Consider the following 24,742-nt stretch of genomic DNA (forward strand, 5'->3'; position numbering starts at 1 on the left):
ACATTACTGGGTTTTTTTATATTTTAAACATCAAATTTAAGTGAGAATAATGACTAGAGATTCTTCTATTTGCAGTGTTACTCAAGTAATGTTCTGCATATGATATGGCTAAAGTTCAAATCTAGACCAGTACTGGCGATTATGAAAATCAGGCGGCGAGGTATGACTGGTTGCGAAGTATAAAGGCGTCTTGTCCAACCATAAGATGACGCATGGATGTATTTGCTCAATGATAGTGTTATTGATAGCATATTTCAGATGCGAGTCAGACAGCCGAGTTAATGGTATGTTGAAGCTTCGCTCGTAATTATTAGGTTTGAGTTCAGGTTTAATTAGCGTGTTTGGTTGTCCGAGTAAATTCATGCGTGCGGACGCACTTTGCTGCTTTGGCTTGTTAGCCCACTCAATAGAGGCACGCTTGTGTCCATCGTCTTGGTACAAAGGTGTCGGCGGTAATGTCGCAGGGTTACGGTAACTCTGAAATTGATAGAGTGCATAACGACCATCTGGGTTGGCATTAATCTCAACATAAGACGTTGTATACTCGGGAACAGTGTGAGAGTTGATAGTGCGACCAGTGATAAAGCACTCAAGGCAGGTCTCTTCCCATAAGTAATCAGAAAACCCGACCTGCTCAGGTTGCCACATCGGCCAGTCCAATTTATCTGCTAGCATTTGGTTGGGCAAAGTAATGTGGTAAGTCAGCTGTAAACATACCTCAGGATATTGAATAATATTAGAACTTACCTGCACACAGATACGCTTGAGATCATCTATAGCTACGCCAAGTTGTTGTGCGTCACTTGCGATCGTTTCGTTTGCTATGTAAAGGTCAAAGGTTTGATTCATAATTTGATAAGACTCAAAAATAATAATGAGAGAAATTAGGGCGTGTTCAACGAGCACTATATTTATAATGTGATTTGGTATTATAAAACAGGCAAATCGATGAGAGTAGACAATATAAAAGCCGCGAGCAAGTTGCATCGCGGCTTTTAGGCTTTATCGTAAGGATTTAACTGTGATATAAGATCTTACGGGATGATATTTCTTAAACTAAATGTGCCATCACAAATTACTGTGCGTGACGTGCTAGGTTAGATAGTTTTGGATTGGCATTTGGATTTTTACGTAGCAACAATGCCATACGACCAATAGAGTGAACCAAAGACGCTTTAGCAGCAGTTGCAAGCTCAGCGCCAATGACATCACGTTCTTGCTTAGTGCCTGAAGGCAGTTTTACTTTAATAAGTTCATGATCTGTTAGAGCACGATTAATTTCTTCAATGATGGTTGGAGTAATACCTTTGTTGCCAATCATGACAATCGGTTTCAGTTCGTGACCAATGCCTCTTAGGCGTTTGATTGTAGCGTTATCGAGTTCCATAGAATTCCTAAGTGTTGATAAAAATAAATGACAGTACTATTGAGAGCAGTTGATGACCATTATAAATAATCTGTGGTCAACTTGCATGAGATCAGCAGGATTTTGCACGATTTTACGTGATGAAAATGTTAAACTGAATGTTTAGCCACATTATAAACGCTACTGTCTTATAAAACAGTGTTTTAACCAATAGAATTTGTTCAGTTTAAGACAAGAGAACAAATCAATGGTCTCATTGAGTCCATCTTTAAAGCATTTTATAAATATAGTGGCTATTTCATCAGTATGTATTAGTGTTTTGCAAAGCAATAGGAGCAGGTATTTTGGCCACGCGTATCGAAAATAAAAAATTGTCAAAGAGTAGTAGCGCTTGGATGAAAGAGCACATTGACGATCATTATGTGCAAAAGGCTCATAAAGATGGCTATCGTGCCCGTGCTGCCTATAAATTATTAGAAATCAATGAAAAAACCAGCCTGATTAAAAAAGGCATGACGGTCGTAGATTTGGGTAGTGCTCCTGGTAGTTGGTCACAAGTGGCTGGTCAATTGGTAGGCGAGCAAGGCATTTTGATTGCCTCCGATATTTTAGCGATGGATACTTTGCCTGATGTTACCTTTATCCAAGGCGACTTTCGTGAAGCAGAAGTTTTCGATAGTATCATGGCAGAAGTTGGTGACAGGCAGGTCGATGTGGTGTTGTCTGATATGGCGCCCAATACGGCAGGTAATAGCGCGATTGATCAGCCGCGTATGATGTACTTATGTGAATTGGCCGTGGATTTTGCTTTGGCAACCTTACCAGAAGGTGGCGCGCTCATTATGAAAGTGTTTCAAGGTGAAGGAACACAAGAATTACGCAAGCAAATGCAGCATGATTTTAGTAAAATCCGTAGTATCAAACCAGGCGCTTCTAGGCCGCGTTCAAAAGAGATGTTTTGGATAGCGATTAAATAGTTTTAACTTTGATGAGTTATTACCATTGTAAGCGGGATATTGTGTCACCATTAAGTATATCTATTAAAATATTAAAAACGTTACAATCGTTGATTGAATAATAGCGATACCTGCTTGAATTATGCAGGTTAGTACCACATATCATGGTATATTAACTTTGTTTTAGGCAAAGTCGTCTGACAATAAGCGCTTGATAAGCTCATCTGCGATAGATTCATATATCATTGATATTTATAACTTGTTAAACCTGTTTTATAAGACATTTGACATGTATAAGCCCCAATCAGAAAACTCTGACATTGATAGGTTTATGAAAAATGAGCGATACGTTTATAGACGTCACGTGTTTAATAGACACACCAATAAGTAAGGGATGGGAATAACTAGTGAGCGACATGGTAAAAAATACCTTATTGTGGCTGGTGGTAATCGGCGTTTTAGTGCTGGTGTTTAGCGGCTTCGATCAATCATCTGAGCCGGATAGCCTTAACTACTCTGAGTTTGTGACCGCTGTGTCAGAAAACCAAGTAGCCAGTGTTGAAATTGACGGCGAAGAAATCACCGGCGAGAAGAAAAATGGCTCAGCTTTTGAGACCATTAGACCTGCTGTATCAGATGACGAGCTGATGCCATTGCTACGTGAAAACCAAGTCGAAGTTCAAGGAACTGCACCAAAGCGCCAAAGCGTACTGATGCAATTATTGATCGCCAGCTTCCCAATTCTATTGATTATTGGTCTGTTCTTATTCTTCATGCGTAATATGCAAGGCGGCGCAGGCGGAAAAGGCGGCGGTCCTATGAGCTTTGGTAAATCAAAAGCTAAGATGCTGACCGAAGATCAAATCAACGTCAACTTTGAAGACGTGGCTGGTTGTGAAGAAGCTAAAGAAGAAGTCGTGGAAGTGGTTGAGTTTTTACGTGCTCCAGATAAATTCACGAAGCTAGGCGCGACTATTCCACGTGGTATCTTGATGGTAGGCCCGCCGGGTACTGGTAAGACACTACTAGCAAGAGCCATTGCTGGTGAAGCTAAAGTACCATTCTTCTCTATCTCAGGTTCTGATTTCGTTGAGATGTTTGTCGGTGTCGGTGCATCACGTGTACGTGACATGTTCGAACAAGCAAAGAAAAGTGCACCATGTATCATCTTTATTGATGAAATTGATGCAGTCGGTCGTCATCGTGGCTCCGGTATGGGCGGCGGTAATGATGAGCGCGAACAGACACTGAATCAGCTATTGGTTGAGATGGATGGCTTCGAAGGTAATGAAGGCGTTATCGTTATTGCTGCGACTAACCGTGCTGATGTTCTTGATAAGGCGCTATTACGCCCAGGCCGTTTTGATCGTCAGGTACAAGTAGGCTTGCCAGATATCAAAGGCCGTGAGCAAATCCTGAAAGTACATTTGAAAAAATTACCAAACACGATTAGTGTAGATGCAAGTTCTCTTGCTCGTGGTACGCCCGGATTCAGTGGTGCACAGCTTGCCAATCTTGTAAACGAAGCCGCATTATTTGCAGCACGTCGTAACAAGACTAGCGTCGATATGAATGACTTTGAAGATGCGAAAGACAAGCTGTATATGGGTCCAGAACGCAAATCAATGGTGATACGCGAAGAAGAGCGCCGTGCGACTGCCTATCATGAAGCCGGCCATGCGCTAGTAGCTGAACTGCTACCGGGTACAGACCCTGTGCATAAAGTTACTATTATGCCTCGTGGTTTTGCCCTTGGTGTCACTTGGCAGCTGCCTGAGCATGACCAAACTAGTATGTATAAGTCAAAGATGTTGAGTGACATTGCTATTTTGTTCGGTGGTCGTATCGCTGAAGAAGTCTTTATCAATCAAATGTCAACGGGTGCTTCAAACGACTTTGAACGTGCAACTAAAATGGCACGTGCGATGGTTACTAAGTACGGTATGTCTGATGCACTTGGTATTATGGTGTACGAAGATGATGACAACTCACAAGGATACTTCGGCGGTGGTGGTCGTACGATCTCTGAAGCCACTCAGCAAAAGGTTGATGAAGAAGTACGCCGTATGCTAGAAGAGCAGTATGATATCGCTCGTGAATTGATTGAAGCCAATCAAGACAAAATGCATGCCATGGTTGAGGCTCTCATGAATTGGGAAACCATCGATCGTGACCAACTGCAAGATATCCTAGCAGGTGAAGCACCGCGTCCACCAAGAGTCTATCAGCATAATGAAGTCAATTTGTCAAAGAATGACATCAAAACAACGGGCACAACACCGCCACCATTACCAGCGATGTAGCGTTTAGTTTATAAACTCTCAATAAAAAAGCCCTTTATATAAAGGGCTTTTTTATTGTCATTGTTTTATGAAGGATTTAGGGCCGAGTAAGATTTACTGGTATCATGAGCATAGACAGTAATAATTAAAATTGTTCTTATGAGAGATAAATGGGTTATGTCATTATTCCAAGCCTTACCTGACTACAAGATATCTAGTCGTGATAAAACTTTAGATTTATCAATACCTCATATTATGGGTATACTTAATGTCACGCCAGATTCATTTTCAGATGGTGGGCAGTTTAACGGAGTAGATACGGCCGTTGCTTATTGCCAGAAAATGATTAATGAAGGCGCGACTATTATTGATATTGGCGGAGAGTCTACTCGCCCAAATGCGGATGCTGTCGCTACGAGTGATGAGATGCATCGCGTTGTACCTGTTGTTCAAGCCATTAGACAATCTTTTGGAAATGATGTTTGGCTGTCTATCGATACCAGTAATCCAGCAGTTATGGAAGCCGCATTTGAAGCCGGTGCTGATATATGGAATGACGTACGGGCTCTAAAGCGTGTTGGTGCGGCTACAATGGCAGCCAAGCTTCATATACCAGTCATGCTCATGCACATGCGCGGTGAGCCAACGACGATGAATGACTTGGCACAGTATGATAATGTAATAGAGGATGTGAGTACCGAGCTAGTCGACCGTGTTGATGAGGTAATCAGTATCGGTGTCAAACGTGAAAAAATAATTATTGATCCAGGTTTTGGTTTTGCGAAAAACTATGAGCACCACTGTGCACTATTAAGCCAGCTTCAGCGGTTGCAGATACTAGGATTGCCAATGATGTTTGGCATTTCACGTAAGCGATTTTTAGCAGAAGTATTGAGTAAAAGTGGGGTTGAAGCAGTGGCTAATACTCAAGCAACAGAGCGTGATGCAGCAGGAATGGCCGCAGGTGTTTTTGCGCTACAACAAGGGGCAAGTATCATTCGCACGCATAATGTGACGATGATGCAGCAAGCAGTAGCGCTATGGAATCAGTTGTCTGAGTATGATCGTCATCAATAGATATTTATACTCGTTTACGCTGTTGTCCAATGCTATAGGTGTTCTATACTTTACTTAAAGAAATAAGAAACGATTTTAGAAACATCTAAATACACTAAAAAAACTATTCAAATTGATGAAGGTAGCTTTATGACCACTACACAACCAGAAGCAACGAATGAGCAACGCCGCATTATTTATCAAGCCCGCCGTGGACTCAAAGAGTTAGATTTTTATATTGATCCTTATGTCAAAGAGCTATATTTGACAGCATCGCCTGAAGAGCAAAATACATTTGCAGAAATGTTAACTCACGAAGATCCTGATTTATTAGATTATTTCACCAATCAAAATCGTCCAGAAAACGAAGACATATGGGCGCTAGTGAATAAAATTAAAACATGGCGTCATACTAAAGATTTGGCTTAATACTTCATATTTATTGTGGCACTCAAATATGACTATGGCAACTTCGCTACGTATTGATACTGCTATTAAGCCTGCTAGCTATTTGCGCGTGTTGCTGTATATGAGTTTGACGAGTGCTATGGTTATACTCGCATGGCTTGCTCCTTTAAACGTATGGCAGTATGTCATTATCTCAATAGTGGCAGCAGCGGTTACCGGTTATTTGATATTATCACGGCCTGCACTATTGCATATGAGCCAGCCGCCCCTGAGTCAGCGTGTTGATAGAGGTTGGCAGCTAATGATTAAGACAAGTCGCGGTGATGAGCTGTGGCAGGCACAAATGGTCAAGGTTCATAATTATCGGTGGGCTATGAGCTTTGAGTTCAATATTGTAGAACCCTATCAACGTTCTTTATCAATGACAGTATTTCGTGATCAAGTGAGCGCTGAGCAGTGGCGAGAACTGAATATTTTAGCCAATGTGAGCTCTGCTAAAAGCAAGTAGGTGGTTGTTATTTCAGTCCTTGAATGGCAGTTTTGGTATTTCAACTCTTTCAATTTTAGATTTTTTACAAGGTTGATGAATGACCACAGGTGATAACAAAACAGCTCTCTCGATAATTAAGGCAATTTTTTTTCTTATAAGAGTAAAGTGCGCCGTTTAAGAGATCTGTACAGTCGTCAGATACTGATTAAATTTTAGTATATTAAAAAAGTATAGTGATTCTTTTAGAATAATATGACAAAAAAGGAGTAGAGTATGAGCTTGTTAGGGAATTTAGTGAGCCAAGTTGCCCGTAGTGCGATGAGTCCAGAAAGTACACAGCGTAATCCTACCGACCAAAGCGCGAACTCGCGTGGTACTGGTGGTTTGGGTGATATATTGGGTAGTGTATTAGGTGGAAGCAATCAGACAAGTGCTAATAATTCACAAAATAGTCGTCAGGCCGATAATGGTTTTGGTTTAGATGATATTCTGGGTGGTCTAACTGGAAGCTCTCAAAGCGGTAGTATGAGCTCAGGTGCTGGTGGCTTAGGAGATATATTAGGCAGTGTATTGGGTGGCGGTCAAAAACAAAGTGGCGGATTTGGTGGGAAAAGCATGCTAATAGCTGCATTGATGCCAATGGTACTCAGCTGGATCAAGCGTAATGGTGGCTTAAGTGGTGCACTATCGAAAATTACTGCCATGGGTCATGAAAGCAAAGCGCGCTCTTGGATGAGCAGTCAAGAAACTAACGACAACCTTGATCCTAATGATATCAATCGCTTGTTTGATGAAGATGAAATTCAACAAGTAGCTGCGCATACCGGTGCCAATGATGCAGAAGTACGTCAGGGTCTCGCTGAACTACTGCCTGAAGTGATGAATCAGTTAACACCAAATGGTAACTTAGATACTGAAAATGAAGCCAATGAAGAGATTGACCAAATCATTAGCCAATTATCTAACCGTCTTGGTAATTTCAAATAGTCTCTTATAAAATAAATTTCTATTTGCAAAATTAGACATATCAATGAAAGCATAATAAAAAAACAGCCCGTCACTAGACGGGCTGTTTTTTTATAGCTTATACATGAATACCATATTTAGCAGAACAGTTGTCACTAACTTGTTTTTTAATCTAAATAGATATGTTAAAAACAGTAAACAATAACGTAAGAATTCTATAAATCTTATAAAATAGCTAAGATGACAACTTAAGTGATGACGGTAATACCTGTCACACTAAGAGTATTGAATGAAAGGTATATCCATTTGTTCGTTCAATGATTTTATAAGGATTATTATTTATGCCATTTAAGCCTGTTCAAGCGGCTATCGCTATTTTAGTTGGTTTGATAATTTGGTTTGTCATTCCCGTGCCGACGGGTGTCACACCAGAGGCGTGGCATATGCTGGCACTATTCATCGCGACCATTGTTGCCATCATAGGAAAGGCATTACCTATTGGTGCCATTGCTATTATTGCCGTGACTTTAGTTGCATTGACAGGCGTCACAAGTGATAGTCCAAAGCAAGCCATTAGCGATGCCTTATCAAGCTATTCAAGCCCTTTGATTTGGCTAATTGGTATTGCGGTTATGATATCGCGTGGGTTGATAAAGACAGGCTTAGGTCGCCGTATCGCTTATTACTTCATCTCTATCTTTGGTAAAAAAACCATTGGCGTGGCTTATTCCTTGGCCGCTGCCGAACTGATGGTCGCACCTATCACACCGTCTAATACGGCACGTGGTGGTGGTATTATTCATCCCATTATGAAATCCATTGCACAAAGTTTTCATTCGACACCAGAAGAAGGCACTCAAAATAAAATTGGTCGCTATTTAGCGATGGTGAATTACCACGCCAATCCTATTACCTCTGGTATGTTTATTACTGCAACAGCTCCCAACCCTTTAGTTGTAGAGCTGGTGAATAAAGCGACGGGTGGCGATATTCAGTTGTCATGGACGACATGGGCAGTAGCGATGTTTATCCCTGGGATGCTTTGTCTGATCGTCATGCCATTGGTTATTTACTTGATTTATCCTCCTGATGTCAAAGCAACACCTGATGCCAAAAACTTCGCAAAAGATAATCTAACAGAAATGGGTAAAATCAGCACCCACGAAAAAATAATGCTCGGTGTATTTGGTCTTATGTTGGTACTGTGGGCTAATATTCCTGCATTGATTTTGGGTGAGCAGTATAGCGTTGATGCCACGACGACTGCCTTTATTGGCCTGACGACATTGATATTGACTGGCGTATTAACTTGGGATGACATTCTAAAAGAGAAGTCTGCATGGGACACCATTGTTTGGTTCGGTGCATTGATTATGATGGCCGCTTATCTGAACAAGCTTGGTTTGATTAGCTGGTTCGCGGGCAATATTGAATCTCTTATTGGAACGACTGGGGTAGGTTGGATAGGTGCAGTGACAATTCTGACCTTAGTCTATCTATATATACACTATTTTTTCGCTAGTACTACAGCCCACATTACCGCACTATTTGCAGCATTCTACGCAGTTGGCCTGACACTAGGCGCGCCGCCAATGCTATATGCTTTGATTTTAGCCGCCGCAGGTAACATCATGATGACATTGACCCATTATGCGACTGGCACGGCCCCTGTGATTTTCAACTCTGGCTATGTGACATTGAAAGAGTGGTGGAGCATTGGTGCAATTATGAGTGTGGTTAACTTAGTCATTTGGATAGGTGCTGGTTTGATTTGGTGGAAAGTACTTGGCTATTATTAATAAGCTATCTAAATCTATAGTCATTCCGCTATAAAAGTATTACTGCGTTAACCTCGCTTGAAGTATTTCATGTACATTTATACTCGGTTGCCTTGTACTAGTTTTAAATTGAATCGACTACAGTGTTTTACCTAGGGCGTGTCTTCATTTTAAAAATGGTGATAAAAATTGCCGTCAAATAAGAAAATAGCTAGTTAATATCTGGATATTAACTAGCTATTTGACGTAGTTTGGCAAGATTTAGCCATTTTTAGCCCATTTAGATGAATATCGAGTGAATTGAAGACACGCCCTAGTCAATATATAGGTGAGTGTTGGCTAAAAACGCTCATCTAACGTATCTAGTGTATAGTTGAGCGCGGCAAAACATATATCGGTATTGAATCCTCTATATTGTAAAAATCGCAGCTGCTTGGCTTTGTGTTTTTGTTCAATAGGTATGTCATCGCCGTATTTCTTAGTACGTGCTGTGACAGCCAATTTCAGCCAGTCTACGCCATCGACCAAGTTGTCATCACTATCATCTACAAACTCGCTAAATTCCTCTGACTCTGCATTTGCCATATCAATCAGCTCATCAATATTACCAGGCATAGTAATCTTCTTACGATAAAATTCTTGCTTAATACGACCGCGTCCACGGCCTTTACGAATATTTTCACGTATTAGCATTAGAGTAGTGCGGTAATCGCTTTGATAGCCTTTCTCCTCAAATTCATCAAGGAGAGCATCAACTTTCTCTGGGTCTTGTTCCTTATCGATGAGTTTTTGCTTCAGCTCAGATTTGCTATATTCACGGCGCGATAAATAATAAAATGCCAACCAACGTAAGCGGCTTTCGGCTTTAATCACATCGATCTCTGCTTGTTTTTGTTCAGGTGTACGCAAATAAGCTTTGAGAGCAGCTGGTATATTATCGTTTTGATTGTCTATGTCGTTATCATCAATAGTCGAAAGCTCAGCTTCATTTTTTGATTTTCTCAAAGACGGATCAGTGCTACGACCAGTATCTGTTGCTAAGCTATTATCTGTCTCATCTCCATGAACGCTATGCTTAACCTCTGCCAGCATCTCTTTAATACTTTGCGCTTCAGGTGGCAGATAAGTAGGCACATCACTAGGCTCAGGGCTAAAATTAGCCGCTGGATGGAAGCATTTTTCACGTTTCTTACGATTTTTAGGTTTTGATGTTTTTTGATTGATAGAGGAAGAGAAGAGTGGGTCGTTCGATTCTATGTCAGTAGTAGAGTCACTAATTAACGCGTCACTAATTGACGAGTCATTGGTTGACAAGTCATTGGCTATAGATTTGCTTTTATTTGAATAGGTAGGTCGCTTGCCGGATTTACGGGGCTTTTTTGGCTCATCTTTATATGTGTGCTTAGTATATTTTTTTGGTTGGGCATTAGGAGAACTCGCTGAATCGGTGTCCGATTCAGCGAGTATTTCAGCTAAGGTTTTAATTTTCATAATAAATCATGATAATTGATAACAGTTATTAATCGTTCCGTTATTGTACAGGTTCAGCGCCTGATTTTTCATTGGCCTCGTCAGTCTTTTTATCTTTGGCACTCTTTTTTGATCCAAGTTTTTCGTCGCGAATCTTATCTTCGATTTCTTGAGCAATCACAGGATTCTCTTTTAAGAACAGTACAGAATTGGCTTTACCTTGACCGATTTTTTCGTCGCCATAGCTGTACCAAGAGCCTGCTTTACCAACGGCTCCAATCTCAACGCCCAAATCAATGACTTCGGCTAAGTGATTGGTACCTTCGCCGTAAGTGATTTCAAATTCGGCTTGGCGGAATGGAGGTGCCATTTTATTTTTGATGACTTTCACACGGGTCTGGTTACCGATGATTTCATCACCATTTTTAACTGCGCCAATACGGCGAATATCCATACGTACAGAGGCGTAGAACTTCAACGCGTTACCACCAGTAGTGGTCTCAGGGCTACCAAACATAACGCCGATTTTCATACGGATTTGGTTAATAAAGACCACCATACAGTTAGAGCGTTTGGCATTACCTGTAATCTTACGTAGTGCTTGACTCATCAGACGTGCTTGCAGGCCCATATGTGAGTCGCCCATCTCGCCTTCAATCTCAGCACGCGGTGTCAATGCGGCAACTGAGTCAATCACGATCATATCAATGGCCCCTGAACGAACCAACATATCGGTGATTTCAAGCGCTTGTTCGCCATTATCAGGCTGAGATAGCAATAGCTCGTCCGTGTTTACACCCAGTTTGCGAGCATAGACAGGATCAAGCGCATGTTCAGCATCGATAAAGGCACACGTACCGCCTTGCTTTTGGCACTCTGCAATGGCTTGCAGGGTCATGGTCGTTTTACCTGAGCTCTCTGGGCCATAAATTTCAACGATACGGCCTTTTGGTAGACCACCAATGCCAAGGGCAATATCTAGGCCTAATGAGCCTGTTGAGACTACATCGACATCCATGATGGCTGCGTCATCGCCTAAATGCATGATGGTGTTTTTACCAAACTGCTTCTCAATCTGACCGAGTGCTGCTTTAAGTGCTTTGGCTTTATTGTCGTCCATACTAGATTCCTTATTTTCAATCATTAATGTAAAACTATCAATTTCGGTGTTATACGTAATATATTTGTACGATAGAAAGTAGCGGCTCAATAGGGCGGGTTGCCACTTAGATAGGAAGAAGCGTTCAGCATCTACCTAGGATAAATAGGTTGTCGTATCGATGATACAGACAGTAATAGTTAGTATGTCACCTTACTATACAGTAAAATCAAATCGTGAGATAAGCAAAAATAAGTTCATAATTAGCATCTGTTGGTATTGCTATGAAGCTATGCTGTACCTGAATATCGCGAAATTTTTCTCTTAAGTACTATTGATTGTGTAGAGTGATTATAACAAATTGCAAAGATCATTTAGTGGGTCGAGTGACGGTAGACGACATTAAATGTCGCATGATATATATATGATAGTTCATCTAAAATAATGAAAATAGGAACTATTATTTTGGACAATATAATGGTACTGTTTGTCAATAGGCTTAAAGGTTGTCCACAGCAGATAAAGCCTAGAAAATCATAAATTGTGAAACATCGCTAACGATGAAATTTTATTTTGGAAATATTAAAAATAATTTCAAGTAGTTGTCATATAAGCCTAAGTATTTGATTTATAAGTTTTTTTTAATTGTACAAAAAATGAACGATTTTACCTTACCCTTTAAGTTATCTAGGGAAATTCTTGTCAAGTGGCGACTTATACACAGGGTTATCCACAGCTTATGGGGAGAACTCACCAAACCCTTATAGCATCGATGTTTGCGTAGATTATTGATATAGAATAATCAAGAATTAATACAATTGTCACAATTGTCAAAATATATATTTAGCCATAAACCCCATGCTAATGGCTATGTTTCACGTATTAATATTTTATAAGTTTTTTTTATAAAAGTAGTGAAAGCTCCTAAAATAAGGCTTACAGCTGGTGATTTATCAAGAATCAATCTGAAAACCAGTAAATGGTCAGTTGTAAAGCAAAAAAAGCGGCTAAATATATTAGCCGCTTTTTTAGGTTTATCAAAAATACGCTATCAGTATTAATCTTTGATATAGATTAAATCCCATACGCCATGCCCACGTTCTAGGCCGCGACGCTCAAACTTGGTCATTGGACGAAAGTCAGGACGATCCGTAAAGTTACCCGCACCCGCTTGATTGGTTAACCCTGCAAAACCATCTAATACCTCAACCATCCAAAATGCATAATGCTCCCAGTCTGTCGCCGTATGGAACCAGCCACCTTGTTTTAAGCTGCGAGTGACGATGGTCATACGTTCCGCACTGACAAAGCGACGCTTGTAATGACGCTTCTTTTGCCATGGATCAGGGAAGTAAAGTTGGATACGGTCGACATGATTTTCTGGTAATTGCTTGAGCAACTGAATAGCATCGCCGTTGATGATTTTGACGTTTTTTAAGCCTTGTGTGCCTGCCATATAAGCACATTTGCCAATACCAGGCTCATGCACTTCCACCCCGACGAAGTTACGGCTAGGTTCAGCGGCTGCCATCTCAATAAATGAGACGCCCAGTCCAAAACCAATCTCTAAAGTAAGTGGCGCCTCACTACCGTTAGGGCTATCAGCGAAGAGTGTGCGCAGATTATTGATACCCTCTAAATCGCCATCACCGAAACTGTTATTGACCAAATACTCAGAAAATTCTGGAGCGGTCAGTGCCAGTTCGGCATTTTTATTCATGTGCGTACGTCGTTTCATAAACGTATTGACGATACGAATGTGTTTGCTTTCTTCAGGCGCTATCTCATTACCGACACTGTCATCAATGTCAGTATCAATAGTGCTTTCAATACTGGTGCTAAGGGTGTTTGGCTCATCAGTAGTACTCGTACTATCGATGTTATCGTTAATATCGGGATGTTGACTCATAGGATTGACAAGACTTAATAAAATGGGTGATGTACGCTTATTATAAGTTAAATCTATACAGCTGTGAACGGACAATGCTTTTTTAATACGCTTATGCTCAATCTACCATGAAAGAATCAAAGCGTTAATCTCGTTTGACGTTTTGCAGATATATTCGTACTTGGCTGCCTTGTACTTCTTTTACATTGAATCAACTATATTTATCGGTCACTTACTATTCTGTACAGCGGTTTTGGCGTTATCATATAACATGCATAGGGTCTGTTGAACATTCAAATGTGGTGCTGGCAGCCACTATTTTTTGGACAATACGCAGTGAAATTTTTGATGCCTAGTCGTTCTAGGTTAAATAATTTCGCCATGTATTGGCAGAAAATAGTACTGCCCTCCACTCGAGCACAGCTCTTGCCTTGCGAACGGGTAAAGCAGTGCTTTGCTCGATCCGTTCTCAAGGCTGATGCTAAAATCACCCCAAACGTTGTTGCAAACCTAGCTAAGGTCTCGACATTATCGTCGGCTTACGCCTAGTCTGGTGCAATTTTAGCGATCAGCAGCCCTAATATTTGAATGCTCAACAGACCCTAATGAATTTAAACTTTTCTTTATAGTAAATAGGGCACCTCACTATGCTATTTATCGAGACAGATTCGCCGCCTCCGTTTTATCAGGATCAGCTGACTGCTGCGAAGCGTAAACAGCTAGATAAGTGGTTTATCGGTCATCGTAGCCAGCACTATTATCTCAAGCGCTTTGAGCAGTTTGATGAGCAAGGTTATCTGTCACCCAAATGGCACTGGGCGGCATTTTTTGTGACTTTTCCTTGGCTACTCTATCGCAAGCGCTATATGGATGCCATTGTATATAGTGTGGCAGGATGGTCGTTTATCCAACTCAACGTGGCATTGGTGCTGGTTGCCTTTGAGTTTGTGGCGATGTCCTATATTCCTGATGCTTATCAGATGGCTACGCGTATAGGTATTGCTGCAATAATCTGGCTGTTTTGGTCATCTATGGTTGCACGTTGGACAGACGCGTATTATTACCGTATGGCGCGCCGTGAAATTACCGATGTTGTGGAGGACTATCAGCGCGATGAGAATGCGCAGAAGGCTCACTTGCAGAGGGAAGGTGGAGTAAGTCTGTTTGGACTAGGCTTGGGGTTTGGATTGTTTGCATTTGCTCTAATGGTGATTAAGGTGCAGTTTTTACCGATTATTGCCAAGCCACAAGCAAATGAAGTGGTGTTTGATGCCTATGATACGGTCAAAACGACACAAAATCGTGTGGCATTACTTTATCAGCAAACAGGACAGTGCCCAACTAATTCGTCCTTGAATACGGCAACAGAGCAAGTAAGTATCGACATTGATACCACTGCTGCTGGGGTAGCAGAAACTGACTGTGCGGTGATTGCAACGATTCAGAACATCAAGTTTCCGATACGTTATTTGAATGATCAGACACTGGTTTTTTATCATGTGCCAGACAGCGATAGTTGGAACTGTATGACGTCGCTAAATAAACGGCAAGCGCCACAAAGTTGCTTGCCTGAATAGAGCGTTACGCTATTATTTTTTAGTGTCTATGACGATATCGTCTTTTTCATCGACTGGCGTCGCTTGGCTCTTTAGCGCTTCATAAAAGTCAGTCAAATCCATTTTGCGTGCTTTACCAATGTCTTCATCAAATAAGCTTTCAAGCTCTGCCATTGCTGATTGTGCAGATTCAATCATACTGGCTTCATCATCATAAATGGCTTGCTGACGTTCAATCAAATCATCATCATAATCACGGAAAGTTTGCACCGTCTCACGCGCTTTTTCTGGTGAGATACCGAGCAGCTGTAGCGACTCACGTGACATATCCAACGACGACAAATAAGTCTCACGCCAGATATGACGAACACCCACTTCACGTAGGCGGTAGTAATGCTGACGATCGCGTGCTCGCGCTAGGACAATCACGTCTGGATAGTTTTTACGCAAATATTGAGCGGTCGTGATGGAGCGCTCTAAGTCATCAATAGCGAGAATGAATACACGTGCTTTTTTGATACCGGCGGCGCGTAAGATTTCGGGGTTTTTGGGATCACCATAGTAAACTTGGTTACCGAATTTTCGGACAAAATCTACGCGATTTGCAGAGCGCTCGATGGCGGTGAATTCAATATTGTGCATGCGTAACACACGACCGATAATCTGACCAACACGGCCAAATCCGGCGATGATTACTTGATGCTCATGGTCTGGAATGGAGTCGTATTCACGGCTTGGTTTGCTCTTAGCAAATAAAGGCTCACCTATCTTTTCTAATAGTAAAAATGCCAATGGCGTGAGTGCCATAGAGATAGTCACAACAAGGTTCAGTGTATTGGCAAGCTCAGGACGCAGGACGTTCTGTGCGGTAGCGACACTAAATAGTACGAAGGCAAATTCACCGCCCTGAGCGAGAGTCACACCGAGTCTGAGACTGGTCGGCCAGCGATTTCCTAGTACTTTTGCAATTGCTGTAATGACACCAAATTTGATAAACATTAATGCCATCGCACAACCGATGATAAAGATAGGCTCGGCTAATATAAGTTTGACGTCGGTAAGCATCCCAACAGACATAAAGAACAAGCCTAACAGCAGCCCTTTGAAGGGCTCGATACTGGCTTCTAGCTCATGGCGATACTCTGAATCCGCTAGCAATACACCAGTTAGGAAGGCACCTAATGCCATCGATAGACCGATTTGCCCCATCAAAATAGACACGCCCATCACGATAAATAGTGCGACTGCAGTCAGTAACTCTGACGCGCCACTTGATGCCACAAATTTAAAAAATGGTCGAACAACATAACGGCTGGCAAAAATTAGACCTGCAAATACGGCAAACACCTTACCAAAATAAATCAAATCATAGCTTTGCTCGCGCACCCCTGATAAAAACGGAATGACGGCTAGTAAAGGAATAACGGCGATATCTTGGAATAACAAGATAGTGAACGCTTCTCGACCATGGGTACTCGCAAGCTGCTGCTTTTCAGTCAATATCTGTAATACAAACGCAGTAGAAGAGAGAGCAAGGCCAAAGCCAACTATGAAAGCAGTATCCAGTTGTAAGGAGAAAAAATGATGTAAAAGTAACATCAGTAGCGTGCCGGTCAGGCCGACTTGCAAGCCACCGAGTACAAATATGGAGCGCCGTAATGCCCATAGTCGTGAAGGCTGAAGCTCAAGACCGATGATGAATAGCAGCATCACCACGCCAAACTCAGAAAAGTGTAATAAGCTCTCAGCGTCGCCCGCTACATCTAAGCCACTGGGGCCTAATATCAGACCTGTGATGAGATAACCTAAGACCGTCGCAATACCAAATCGTTTACCAAGGGGTACAAAGAGCAGTGCTGCTCCTAAGAAGATTGTAGCTTGTAACATTAAATTTGGTGAGCCGGCGGCGGCAGCAAGCATCTGATATCCTTAAGATGTGGTAATAAGACAAACAATATAAAGTGGCTATAGTGAAAATAATATAGCGTCAACGTAGGTTATTTTTTACGGTAAATCTTCCAAATGCCATTATCGGCAAGCGGATTGTTATAAGCATCATTACGGCGCTTACGTGGGGTCTGTCTGCTATCGACTATTTTAAAGTCGGGTAAGGCATGGACGATGAGTCCTGTACGATAAAAGCGTACCCGTTCAGGCTCTAGCATTTCACCTTTATTATCACGGCAAAACACATAAGCGCGCAGATCAATGAACTCACGGTGCGCAACCAAACGTGCCTCATCATCGTTATCGAATACTGCTGACATACGTGCAATTTCATCAGCACTATAATCACCACATTTATCCGTCAGCGCACCCACTGAACCAAAGCTTTTGGATTCTTTAGCACGAGTCTTGGTTAAATGTAGACGCTGAACGTGATAGATAAACTGCGGAATCTCAAGGCTGGCTGGTAGCGGTAGATAGTCGGGCGGTAGATTGGCTGCAGGGTAAAACGCCATCGCGCGCTCAAGTATCGTTTGCCAGTGTTGTTGGTAGGCTTGGACTTCTGCCAAGTTACCTTCATAAATAGGCATGTCACGAATTTGACGCAAAATATCAGGTGGAAATTGCTCATCACGAAAGCTCGCAATATCTTCTTGCAGCGTTGATAGCAAAACTTTGGCATGTTTTTTGCCATCTTTTGAAGTGGGATCGTCGATATAGTCAGGGGCGACAAAGGGCGCTGAGCGTCTAGACATAATGGTATATCTTCAATAGATCGTGAATAAGTTTTTTAAGTCTTAAGTATACAGAATTTCTATTAAAAATATGGCAACGAGATTCAATTTTTCATTATTTGTGACATGCCATTACATTGATAGAAACTAGTGTGACATGAATTTGAGGCTTTTTATTTGTTAATATTTACTTATTTTATATTCATTTACTTGTTATAAATGGATCATAGTCAATGGTTATGTCCAATGTGACTGTTATTATCAGTTGCTTGTTCGGAAATATTGCAGACCAACGCATCGCTATGTGACTTAGTCTGCGGGTGCGATGAGCTTTCGACTTGGATGGTAGCGTGATGTATGCCAAGCGTGAGCAAGCGTTGTTCTAAATTGGCAATCAATAGGCTTGATTCGTGAATATTCATCTCACCATCGACGACAACATGACAAGATAAGGCATTGAGACCACTGGTAATACTCCAAACATGCAGGTCATGAACTTTTTGTACCTGTGGATGGGCAATCAACGTTTGCTCAACGGTTATCAGTGATATCCCTGTTGGCGTACCTTCCATCAAGATATGTACAGAGTCACGAACAACGCGATAACCACTAAAGAGAATCAGAATAGCAACGATGGTTGATGCTGCCGCATCTGCCCACACCCAACCAAAACTCATCATCAATAGCGCTGCAATAATCGCAGCCACTGATCCCATTAAATCACTTAATACATGTAGGTAAGCACTTTGCATATTAAGGTTAACGGGTTCTTTCGTGTCAGCTGCATTGTTTATTGCTTTGGTTTCATTCTCCTCATGGCTATGACCATGTACCTCTCCACGATGACTACCTCGGTGCATCAGCCATGCGACTAAAATATTTACTAGCATACCGATAGTCGCGATGATGAGCATGCCCTGAGTAGCAATGTCAGGAGGAGCGTTAAAGCGTTTAATCGCTTCATAAAAAATCATTAACGCAATAATAATGAGCGTAGCGCCATTGACGGTAGCGACCAATATCTCAAAGCGTTTATAGCCAAAAGTCTTTTGAGGAGTGGCTGCTCTTTCGCCAATTTTGAATGCCATTAAGGTGGCGCCAAGTGCGATTGCGTCGCTGAGCATATGGCCTGCATCAGACAATAGCGCTAAACTGCCAGTGAGCCAGCCGCCAATGGCCTCAACGAACATGTATCCAGTGATGATAACGAAGCTAAATAGCAATGTGCGCTGATAGCCTTTGGTATCTTGCGGTGAGGTTGACTGCTCTAAATGCGAATCATGAGAGTTTTGCTCATCGTGCTGATGTTCATGCGTATCATGGATTGCATTAGCTTTTGAATCTTCTATAGTCATAACAACCCTCAAATTCTCTGACATTGAATTCGATCGTCAATGTTGGCTTTACAGAGTTTAGCGATAGGTGCTTAAGGTATTTAGGTTACCAACCAACTGGATCAATGTCCAAGGTAAGCTTGAGATACTTCGCATTTGGCAAGGCAAGTACTGGCTCCCACCATTGATTAAGTACATGGTGTAATTGACGTCTATCTTTGGCTAAGAGCAATAGTTGCGCATGGTAACGACTGTTCTTTTTACTCATCGGTGCATCGATAGGACCAAGCACGGCCAGATTATGTGCGTTCGGTAGAATACTAATGGCATCTTTGAGCGCTTGAGTAGTGGCGGCAAGTGTCTTGCCCTCACAGCGTATCAACGCAGCATGAGTATGAGGCGGCAACCCCATCATTTTACGCTCTTGTAGTAGTTCACGCGCAAATGATAAATATCCATCCTTCACGAGCTTTAATAATAGCTCATTATCTGGTTGCAGTGTCTGAATCAATACTTGTCCAGATTTATCACCGCGTCCAGCGCGCCCAGCCACTTGAATCATAAGCTGTGCAGTATGCTCAGGTGAGCGAAAATCTGCTGACAAAAAGCCACGATCAGCGTTAGGCAAACAGACCAGTGTGACGTTAGGGAAGTGATGACCTTTTGCGACCATTTGTGTGCCGACTAATATGGCAGGAGTGCCTTCGTTGATACGCTGGTAGATATTTTCCCAGCTGTCTTTACGTCTTGTGGTATCACGGTCTATCTGAATAATGGGGTACAGCTCTTTACTGGTTTGCGGATTGGCAAAAATAGCATGCAGGTTTTCGCTGAGCCTCGTGGTCCCCATGCCTTTGGCATCCAAATTTTGACTACCACAATCAGGACACACAGTAGGAATATAGGATTGCCAGTCGCAATGGTGACATTTTAAATAAGAGTTGCTGACGTAAGTGTTATGTTGAGACTGGCTATTATAATGAACGGTTAAATGAGCATCACAGCGCGGACAGTCGGCCTGCCAACCACAAGCCTCGCATAATAAAACAGGCGCATAGCCACGACGGTTTAGGAATATCAATACCTGATTGCCCGCTTCTAGTGTTTTTCGTATTGCCCCAATTAATGCATCAGTCAAACCTGTATCGTAGCGCGCGCCATCGTCTTGTGCTTGTTGATGTGTGCTTTGCAGGCGGGCATCGATGAGTTGCATGGTGGCAGGCTTGGCATTGCCAGGACGAGTGAGCAGTTGGCATTCTACGAGTTTGCCATCATCGACCAATTTTAGATGTTCAAGGGAAGGGGTGGCTGTACCTAGCACAACTGGAATGTTGGCTTGTAGCCCGCGGTATAGTGCAACGTCAGCGGCATGATAACGCAGTGTGTCTTGTTGTTTGTAGGAACCATCATGTGCCTCATCGACGACAATTAACCCTAAGTTTGCAAAGGGATACAGTACTGATGAGCGTGTACCAATGATGACTTGTGCATGACCGGTGCGACAGTCTTGCCATCCTTGCAAACGATGGGTATTGTTCATCCCTGAATGTAGCAAGACAATATGTGCTGCAAATCGACTGGCGAATCGTGCACGAGTTTGCGGGGTCAATCCAATCTCGGGCACCAAAATTAAGACTTGTTTGCCGGCTTCTAATACTGCCTGCATCGCTTGTAGATAGACTTCGGTTTTACCGCTACCAGTGATGCCGTTTAGCAAAAATCCTGTATAGCAGCCAGATTCATGTGCAGCGACGATGGCTTCAACAGCAAGCTTTTGCTCATCGTTGAGATCAAGCGGCATTTTTGCGAGCTTAACAGGTGCAGGTGCTTGTTTAGGCTCAATATAGCGCTCAATAAGTCCTTTTCCTTCCAGCGTTTTTAAGAACGCTCTTTGCATGCCTTCTAATAACAGCACATCTTCACTTGCGCCGCGATCGCCATGCAGCTTGAGCATATCAAATTGCTGTTTCTGCTTTTTTGCATTGGTATGAAAGTCATCGTCTGTGATATGGGGCAGAATTCGCCAATGGGTAATCAGCAGATCTAACGGCTTACCCTGACGAACGAGGGTTGGCAAGATCACTGCTAAAACGTCACCGAGGGGGTAGTGATAATAACGCGATAGCCAAGAAGCGAGCTTTAGCATACGCTCATCTAAAATAGGCTCAGCATCTAAGCATTTATTGATAGGTTTGAGCTTGTTAAGTGGCACGCTACTATCGGCTTTGGAGATATGAGCAACGACGATACCGATTAGAGTCTGACGACCGAATGATACTTCGACGCGGCTACCAATAGGTGGTATGGATGTGATAATCGTATTTGGCAAAGCATGCGCATTTGCTGGTAGGCTATAGTCAAATACCCGATAAAGGGGCACGGGCAGAGCAACTTGTACCAACATAAAAGGCTTCGCAATTTAATGAGATTGATGTAAAAAAAAGAGACAGAGACTAATAAGCTTAGCATGATGCTAAGCTTATGATGGTTCAATATACAATATTTTATTTAAGCAGAGTCACCATTAAAATTAGTCACTGTCAAAATTAGTCAATATATAGAATAGACTCAATCTCAACCACGCCACCTTTAGGTAATGCTGCTACTTGAACCGCTGCACGGGCAGGGTATGGTTCGCTTAAATTGGCAACGAATACTTCGTTTAGAACAGCAAAATCACTCAAATCAGTTAATGATACGTTGAATTTAACCACGTCATTCAAACTGCCGCCAGCAGCTTCGCAGATGGCTTTGATATTTTCGAATACTTGCTCTGCTTGCGCTTTAAAACCTTCTCTTAACTCCATCGTATCAGGATCGAAACCTAATTGACCTGAAATATAAACAGTATTACCGACTTTTACGGCTTGTGAGTAAGTACCAACAGCGGCAGGGGCTTTATCAGTTTGGATAGTTTGACGAGTCATATTATGTCCTTTTTATGCTTTTTTGGTTTGGTTAATAGTGGCGTATCATCATTTTGTAGATTTCAGTATAAATGACGATAGGCTTTAATTGTAGGTGCTAAAAATCAAGTAAAACAGTTTATCATTATTTTAGGGCTTTCTAAAATTGATGAAGAGAATATTCAACGCTTTCTTAAGCAAGTTTTAACGATAAGTCATCGCTCTAGTAACCAATTCAAGATGACTTATACACGACTTAAAAACAACTCAGAGACTATTCTTATAAATAACAGACCCTATACTATAGTTGATATAGGCGTATGATATTAGGAAACCCAAGTAATGAGCGCAGCTCTCGAATACCCTGTGCTAAATGATTGCGACTACGTACAATAATATGGATGATGGTATCACTGTTACGGACATCAACGGTTTCGATACCCATGTTTAATTGGCGCAAATGATAAATGACTTCAGTGATTTGTTCGTCGCTGAGAGCAACAGAGAGCTTCAAATAAGCAGGGAAGCGAATTTTGCCAGTGTTTTTAATATTGTATTCATCTGGATCGCCTTGTTTGACCGCTTTATCATTGCGCCAACGTAGCTGAATCACTTGATAAGGGTTGTCTTTACGGATGTCGTCCAAAGAGAAGCATTTGTGTCGATGCACTACTAAACCGTGACGCGATAAATGGCCAACGATAGGATCGCCATAGATAGGATGACAACAGTTGGCAAAATCGAGCTCAACTCCAGAGGCATTTACTATCAGCTGTTGTGGCTGAGTCATGTCATCGCTATGCTCTCGAGCTTGCAAATCATGAACTTCATCGCTGAATAAGCGGGTCACTACAAGTTGCGGTAGTAGTGTGCCAGAGCTTATTTGTTCAAATAGCGCATCTTTTTCTGTTAATCCACGCCATTCAGTGAGGTTTTTCCAGTCACTTTCAGTCAAGTCATCCAGACTTTTTTGGTAGGTTCTAAGGGCTCTATCTAATGCTTGCTGACCATGATGCTGCTTGTCTGCGGCAGATAAGTCTTTAAACCAACGCAAAATCTCTTCACGGGCTTTGTTGGTGACCACAAACCCAAGCCATTCTGCTTTCGGCTCTGAGTGACTGTTGACTTCGATTTCAACCAGCTGTCCATTTTTTACCACGGTGCCAAGTTTGGCAGCTTTGCCCTCGATATTGGCTCCAACGGCCACGTTACCAACCATGGGTCCGACAGCATAAGCAAAGTCTAATGCCGTTGCCCCTTGTGGGAGTTCATAAGCACGACCTTTCGGGCTATAGCAGATGATTTTGCTGGAGTGCAGATAATCCATCAGCTCATTAATCGTAGCGACGGCTGCTGCAAAATCAGGACTGTGTGCATTTAAATTGTCTTCATCGACCAAGTCTTTCATATTGCGCAGTGATGCTTGAATGACCGATTGACTGACATCGGAGGCATGTTCTGCACCGATGACCCCGAGTCTGGCGGCACTTTGCATTTGCTTGGTCAAAATAGTCACTTTGACCACATCGTTATCGCGCTCATAGATAAGCGTGAGCGATTGATTGCCGCCCGGTAGAGGTCGACGAATATTATCCGCGATATGGGTATCGTCAATTTGGTATTTTTTAATCAGGTAATAAGCGAGTTTGTCACAGGCTTCGATATTGTCGAGAATAATCTCAAACGCATAATGACGTAGTAGCGCATTAATCTCGCCACGGTTTCGGAAAAACTGACGGTATATCACTACTCGATTATCTAAGACAGTGACCAGTCCATTAAGATCCAAGTTATTGAGTACAATACTCAAATAGCGATGAATGGCTTCTCTTTGAAAGTTACGCCCAAGACCGTGTTGTAGTAGCTTATCAGAGATCTTGTTATACATATCAGAGTCAAGATTGCGATAGCAAAGTACCTCGATATAATCAGCAATATCATTGAGACCCATGAGCCGTGCAAATGGTACATAAAAATCTAGGGTTTCTTGTGCCGTCGTGCGTTGCTTTTCAGGACGCACTGCGTCAAGCGTAGACATATTGTGCAAACGGTCGGCAAGCTTAATAATTAACACACGTGGATCAGCAAGTGTGGCGGTCAAAATCTTATGAAAAGTCGCGGCTTTATTTTGTTGCTTATTATGCGAAGAGGATTTTAGCTTGGTCACACCATCAACCAATCTTGCCACCACTATGCCATAGCGCTGCTCAACTTGCTCATAGCTCACATCAGTATCTTCGACCGTATCATGCAAAATGGCGGCGATAACGGTATCTCGGTCCAATCGAAAACCTGCCAGTATCTCAGCGACTGCAATCGGGTGGGTGATATAAGGTTCCCCTGATTTGCGCTTGTCTTTAATGTGCGCAATATCACCGAACTCACAGGCATCAACAATATCACGGCGTTCAGCGGCAGTGAGATAACCTACTGAGCGCAGCAAATTATATTGAGCGTCATCGACTAGGTGATGACTGAGTTTGGGTAAGGTTTGACTCATAAAGTA

General features: G+C 42.2%; 19 protein-coding genes. 8 read left to right on the plus strand and 11 right to left on the minus strand.

The features are described from left to right. Nucleotides 1-108 precede the first annotated feature (108 nt). Entirely contained in the window at nt 109-849 is a 741-nt protein-coding gene (locus tag I6E83_RS09885; protein WP_197101566.1) for a hypothetical protein, read from the minus strand. Nucleotides 850-1,075: 226 nt separating this feature from the next. Then, complete coding sequence (locus I6E83_RS09890; RefSeq protein WP_110923293.1) at nt 1,076-1,387, minus strand: YhbY family RNA-binding protein; 312 nt, start codon at nt 1,385-1,387, stop codon at nt 1,076-1,078. 323 nt (nt 1,388-1,710) lie between these two features. Between I6E83_RS09890 and I6E83_RS09895 the strand changes: the two genes are divergently transcribed. The 7 genes from I6E83_RS09895 (at nt 1,711) to I6E83_RS09925 (ending at nt 9,323) form a co-directional block, all read left to right on the plus strand. Beyond that, nucleotides 1,711-2,343, plus strand: coding sequence for an RlmE family RNA methyltransferase (locus tag I6E83_RS09895; RefSeq protein WP_197101568.1), 633 nt, complete (start codon nt 1,711-1,713; stop codon nt 2,341-2,343). A gap of 386 nt (nt 2,344-2,729) precedes the next feature. Continuing rightward, nucleotides 2,730-4,625 carry an ATP-dependent zinc metalloprotease FtsH gene (ftsH, locus tag I6E83_RS09900; protein WP_197101570.1) on the plus strand — a complete coding sequence of 632 codons (1,896 nt, stop codon included), beginning with the start codon at nt 2,730-2,732 and terminating at the stop codon, nt 4,623-4,625. A gap of 156 nt (nt 4,626-4,781) precedes the next feature. Then, complete coding sequence (gene folP / locus I6E83_RS09905) at nt 4,782-5,681, plus strand: dihydropteroate synthase (RefSeq protein WP_197101572.1); 900 nt, start codon at nt 4,782-4,784, stop codon at nt 5,679-5,681. A gap of 129 nt (nt 5,682-5,810) precedes the next feature. Continuing rightward, complete coding sequence (locus tag I6E83_RS09910) at nt 5,811-6,089, plus strand: succinate dehydrogenase assembly factor 2 (protein ID WP_197101574.1); 279 nt, start codon at nt 5,811-5,813, stop codon at nt 6,087-6,089. A 28-nt stretch (nt 6,090-6,117) separates the two neighbouring features. Beyond that, nucleotides 6,118-6,576: a hypothetical protein gene (locus tag I6E83_RS09915; RefSeq protein WP_197101577.1), complete on the plus strand. Its 459-nt coding sequence runs from the start codon at nt 6,118-6,120 to the stop codon at nt 6,574-6,576. A 255-nt stretch (nt 6,577-6,831) separates the two neighbouring features. After that, nucleotides 6,832-7,545, plus strand: coding sequence for a YidB family protein (locus I6E83_RS09920; protein ID WP_197101579.1), 714 nt, complete (start codon nt 6,832-6,834; stop codon nt 7,543-7,545). A 320-nt stretch (nt 7,546-7,865) separates the two neighbouring features. Beyond that, nucleotides 7,866-9,323, plus strand: coding sequence for an anion permease (locus I6E83_RS09925; RefSeq protein WP_197101581.1), 1,458 nt, complete (start codon nt 7,866-7,868; stop codon nt 9,321-9,323). Nucleotides 9,324-9,641: 318 nt separating this feature from the next. On the opposite strand, the gene I6E83_RS09930 is transcribed toward I6E83_RS09925, so the two are convergent. From I6E83_RS09930 to trmB, 3 genes are all read right to left on the minus strand, one after another. Next, complete coding sequence (locus I6E83_RS09930; RefSeq protein WP_197101583.1) at nt 9,642-10,793, minus strand: regulatory protein RecX; 1,152 nt, start codon at nt 10,791-10,793, stop codon at nt 9,642-9,644. Between the two features lie 40 nt (nt 10,794-10,833). Continuing rightward, nucleotides 10,834-11,892: a recombinase RecA gene (recA, locus tag I6E83_RS09935; RefSeq protein ID WP_197101585.1), complete on the minus strand. Its 1,059-nt coding sequence runs from the start codon at nt 11,890-11,892 to the stop codon at nt 10,834-10,836. 1,036 nt (nt 11,893-12,928) lie between these two features. Next, the gene (trmB, locus tag I6E83_RS09940) at nt 12,929-13,750 is read right to left on the minus strand and encodes a tRNA (guanosine(46)-N7)-methyltransferase TrmB (RefSeq protein WP_413787060.1); all 822 of its coding nucleotides are present in this window, start codon (nt 13,748-13,750) and stop codon (nt 12,929-12,931) included. A 656-nt stretch (nt 13,751-14,406) separates the two neighbouring features. Between trmB and I6E83_RS09945 the strand changes: the two genes are divergently transcribed. Then, entirely contained in the window at nt 14,407-15,336 is a 930-nt protein-coding gene (locus tag I6E83_RS09945; RefSeq protein WP_197101589.1) for a DUF2628 domain-containing protein, read from the plus strand. Between the two features lie 12 nt (nt 15,337-15,348). Here I6E83_RS09945 and I6E83_RS09950 read toward each other — a convergent pair whose 3' ends face one another. The 6 genes from I6E83_RS09950 to I6E83_RS09975 all read right to left on the minus strand — a co-directional run bounded on the left by I6E83_RS09950 (nt 15,349) and on the right by I6E83_RS09975 (nt 24,736). Next, nucleotides 15,349-17,235 (minus strand): monovalent cation:proton antiporter-2 (CPA2) family protein, encoded by a 1,887-nt coding sequence (locus I6E83_RS09950; protein WP_197101591.1) that lies wholly within the window; start codon nt 17,233-17,235, stop codon nt 15,349-15,351. 77 nt (nt 17,236-17,312) lie between these two features. Continuing rightward, nucleotides 17,313-18,017 (minus strand): hypothetical protein, encoded by a 705-nt coding sequence (locus I6E83_RS09955; RefSeq protein WP_197101593.1) that lies wholly within the window; start codon nt 18,015-18,017, stop codon nt 17,313-17,315. 209 nt (nt 18,018-18,226) lie between these two features. Next, nucleotides 18,227-19,351 (minus strand): cation diffusion facilitator family transporter, encoded by a 1,125-nt coding sequence (locus I6E83_RS09960; RefSeq protein WP_197101595.1) that lies wholly within the window; start codon nt 19,349-19,351, stop codon nt 18,227-18,229. Nucleotides 19,352-19,436: 85 nt separating this feature from the next. Continuing rightward, nucleotides 19,437-21,734 carry a primosomal protein N' gene (locus I6E83_RS09965; protein ID WP_197101598.1) on the minus strand — a complete coding sequence of 766 codons (2,298 nt, stop codon included), beginning with the start codon at nt 21,732-21,734 and terminating at the stop codon, nt 19,437-19,439. A gap of 142 nt (nt 21,735-21,876) precedes the next feature. Next, complete coding sequence (locus I6E83_RS09970; protein WP_110923276.1) at nt 21,877-22,257, minus strand: RidA family protein; 381 nt, start codon at nt 22,255-22,257, stop codon at nt 21,877-21,879. 280 nt (nt 22,258-22,537) lie between these two features. Next, the gene (locus I6E83_RS09975) at nt 22,538-24,736 is read right to left on the minus strand and encodes a RelA/SpoT family protein (protein WP_110923275.1); all 2,199 of its coding nucleotides are present in this window, start codon (nt 24,734-24,736) and stop codon (nt 22,538-22,540) included. Between the last annotated feature and the right edge of the window lie 6 nt (nt 24,737-24,742).

Origin of the sequence: Psychrobacter sp. SZ93C1 (assembly GCF_015864635.1) — a bacterium.
In the GTDB taxonomy this organism is placed as follows: domain Bacteria; phylum Pseudomonadota; class Gammaproteobacteria; order Pseudomonadales; family Moraxellaceae; genus Psychrobacter; species Psychrobacter fozii.

Excerpts from the sequence above, each read along its gene's own strand:
- I6E83_RS09885 (WP_197101566.1), bottom strand. The coding sequence starts at position 849 with ATGAATCAAACCTTTGACCTTTACATAGCAAACGAAACGATCGCAAGT.
- I6E83_RS09890 (WP_110923293.1), bottom strand. The coding sequence starts at position 1,387 with ATGGAACTCGATAACGCTACAATCAAACGCCTAAGAGGCATTGGTCAC.
- folP (WP_197101572.1), top strand. The coding sequence starts at position 4,782 with ATGTCATTATTCCAAGCCTTACCTGACTACAAGATATCTAGTCGTGAT.
- I6E83_RS09910 (WP_197101574.1), top strand. The coding sequence starts at position 5,811 with ATGACCACTACACAACCAGAAGCAACGAATGAGCAACGCCGCATTATT.
- I6E83_RS09915 (WP_197101577.1), top strand. The coding sequence starts at position 6,118 with ATGACTATGGCAACTTCGCTACGTATTGATACTGCTATTAAGCCTGCT.
- I6E83_RS09920 (WP_197101579.1), top strand. The coding sequence starts at position 6,832 with ATGAGCTTGTTAGGGAATTTAGTGAGCCAAGTTGCCCGTAGTGCGATG.
- I6E83_RS09925 (WP_197101581.1), top strand. The coding sequence starts at position 7,866 with ATGCCATTTAAGCCTGTTCAAGCGGCTATCGCTATTTTAGTTGGTTTG.
- I6E83_RS09930 (WP_197101583.1), bottom strand. The coding sequence starts at position 10,793 with ATGAAAATTAAAACCTTAGCTGAAATACTCGCTGAATCGGACACCGAT.
- recA (WP_197101585.1), bottom strand. The coding sequence starts at position 11,892 with ATGGACGACAATAAAGCCAAAGCACTTAAAGCAGCACTCGGTCAGATT.
- I6E83_RS09945 (WP_197101589.1), top strand. The coding sequence starts at position 14,407 with ATGCTATTTATCGAGACAGATTCGCCGCCTCCGTTTTATCAGGATCAG.
- I6E83_RS09950 (WP_197101591.1), bottom strand. The coding sequence starts at position 17,235 with ATGCTTGCTGCCGCCGCCGGCTCACCAAATTTAATGTTACAAGCTACA.
- I6E83_RS09955 (WP_197101593.1), bottom strand. The coding sequence starts at position 18,017 with ATGTCTAGACGCTCAGCGCCCTTTGTCGCCCCTGACTATATCGACGAT.
- I6E83_RS09960 (WP_197101595.1), bottom strand. The coding sequence starts at position 19,351 with ATGACTATAGAAGATTCAAAAGCTAATGCAATCCATGATACGCATGAA.
- I6E83_RS09965 (WP_197101598.1), bottom strand. The coding sequence starts at position 21,734 with ATGTTGGTACAAGTTGCTCTGCCCGTGCCCCTTTATCGGGTATTTGAC.
- I6E83_RS09970 (WP_110923276.1), bottom strand. The coding sequence starts at position 22,257 with ATGACTCGTCAAACTATCCAAACTGATAAAGCCCCTGCCGCTGTTGGT.
- I6E83_RS09975 (WP_110923275.1), bottom strand. The coding sequence starts at position 24,736 with ATGAGTCAAACCTTACCCAAACTCAGTCATCACCTAGTCGATGACGCT.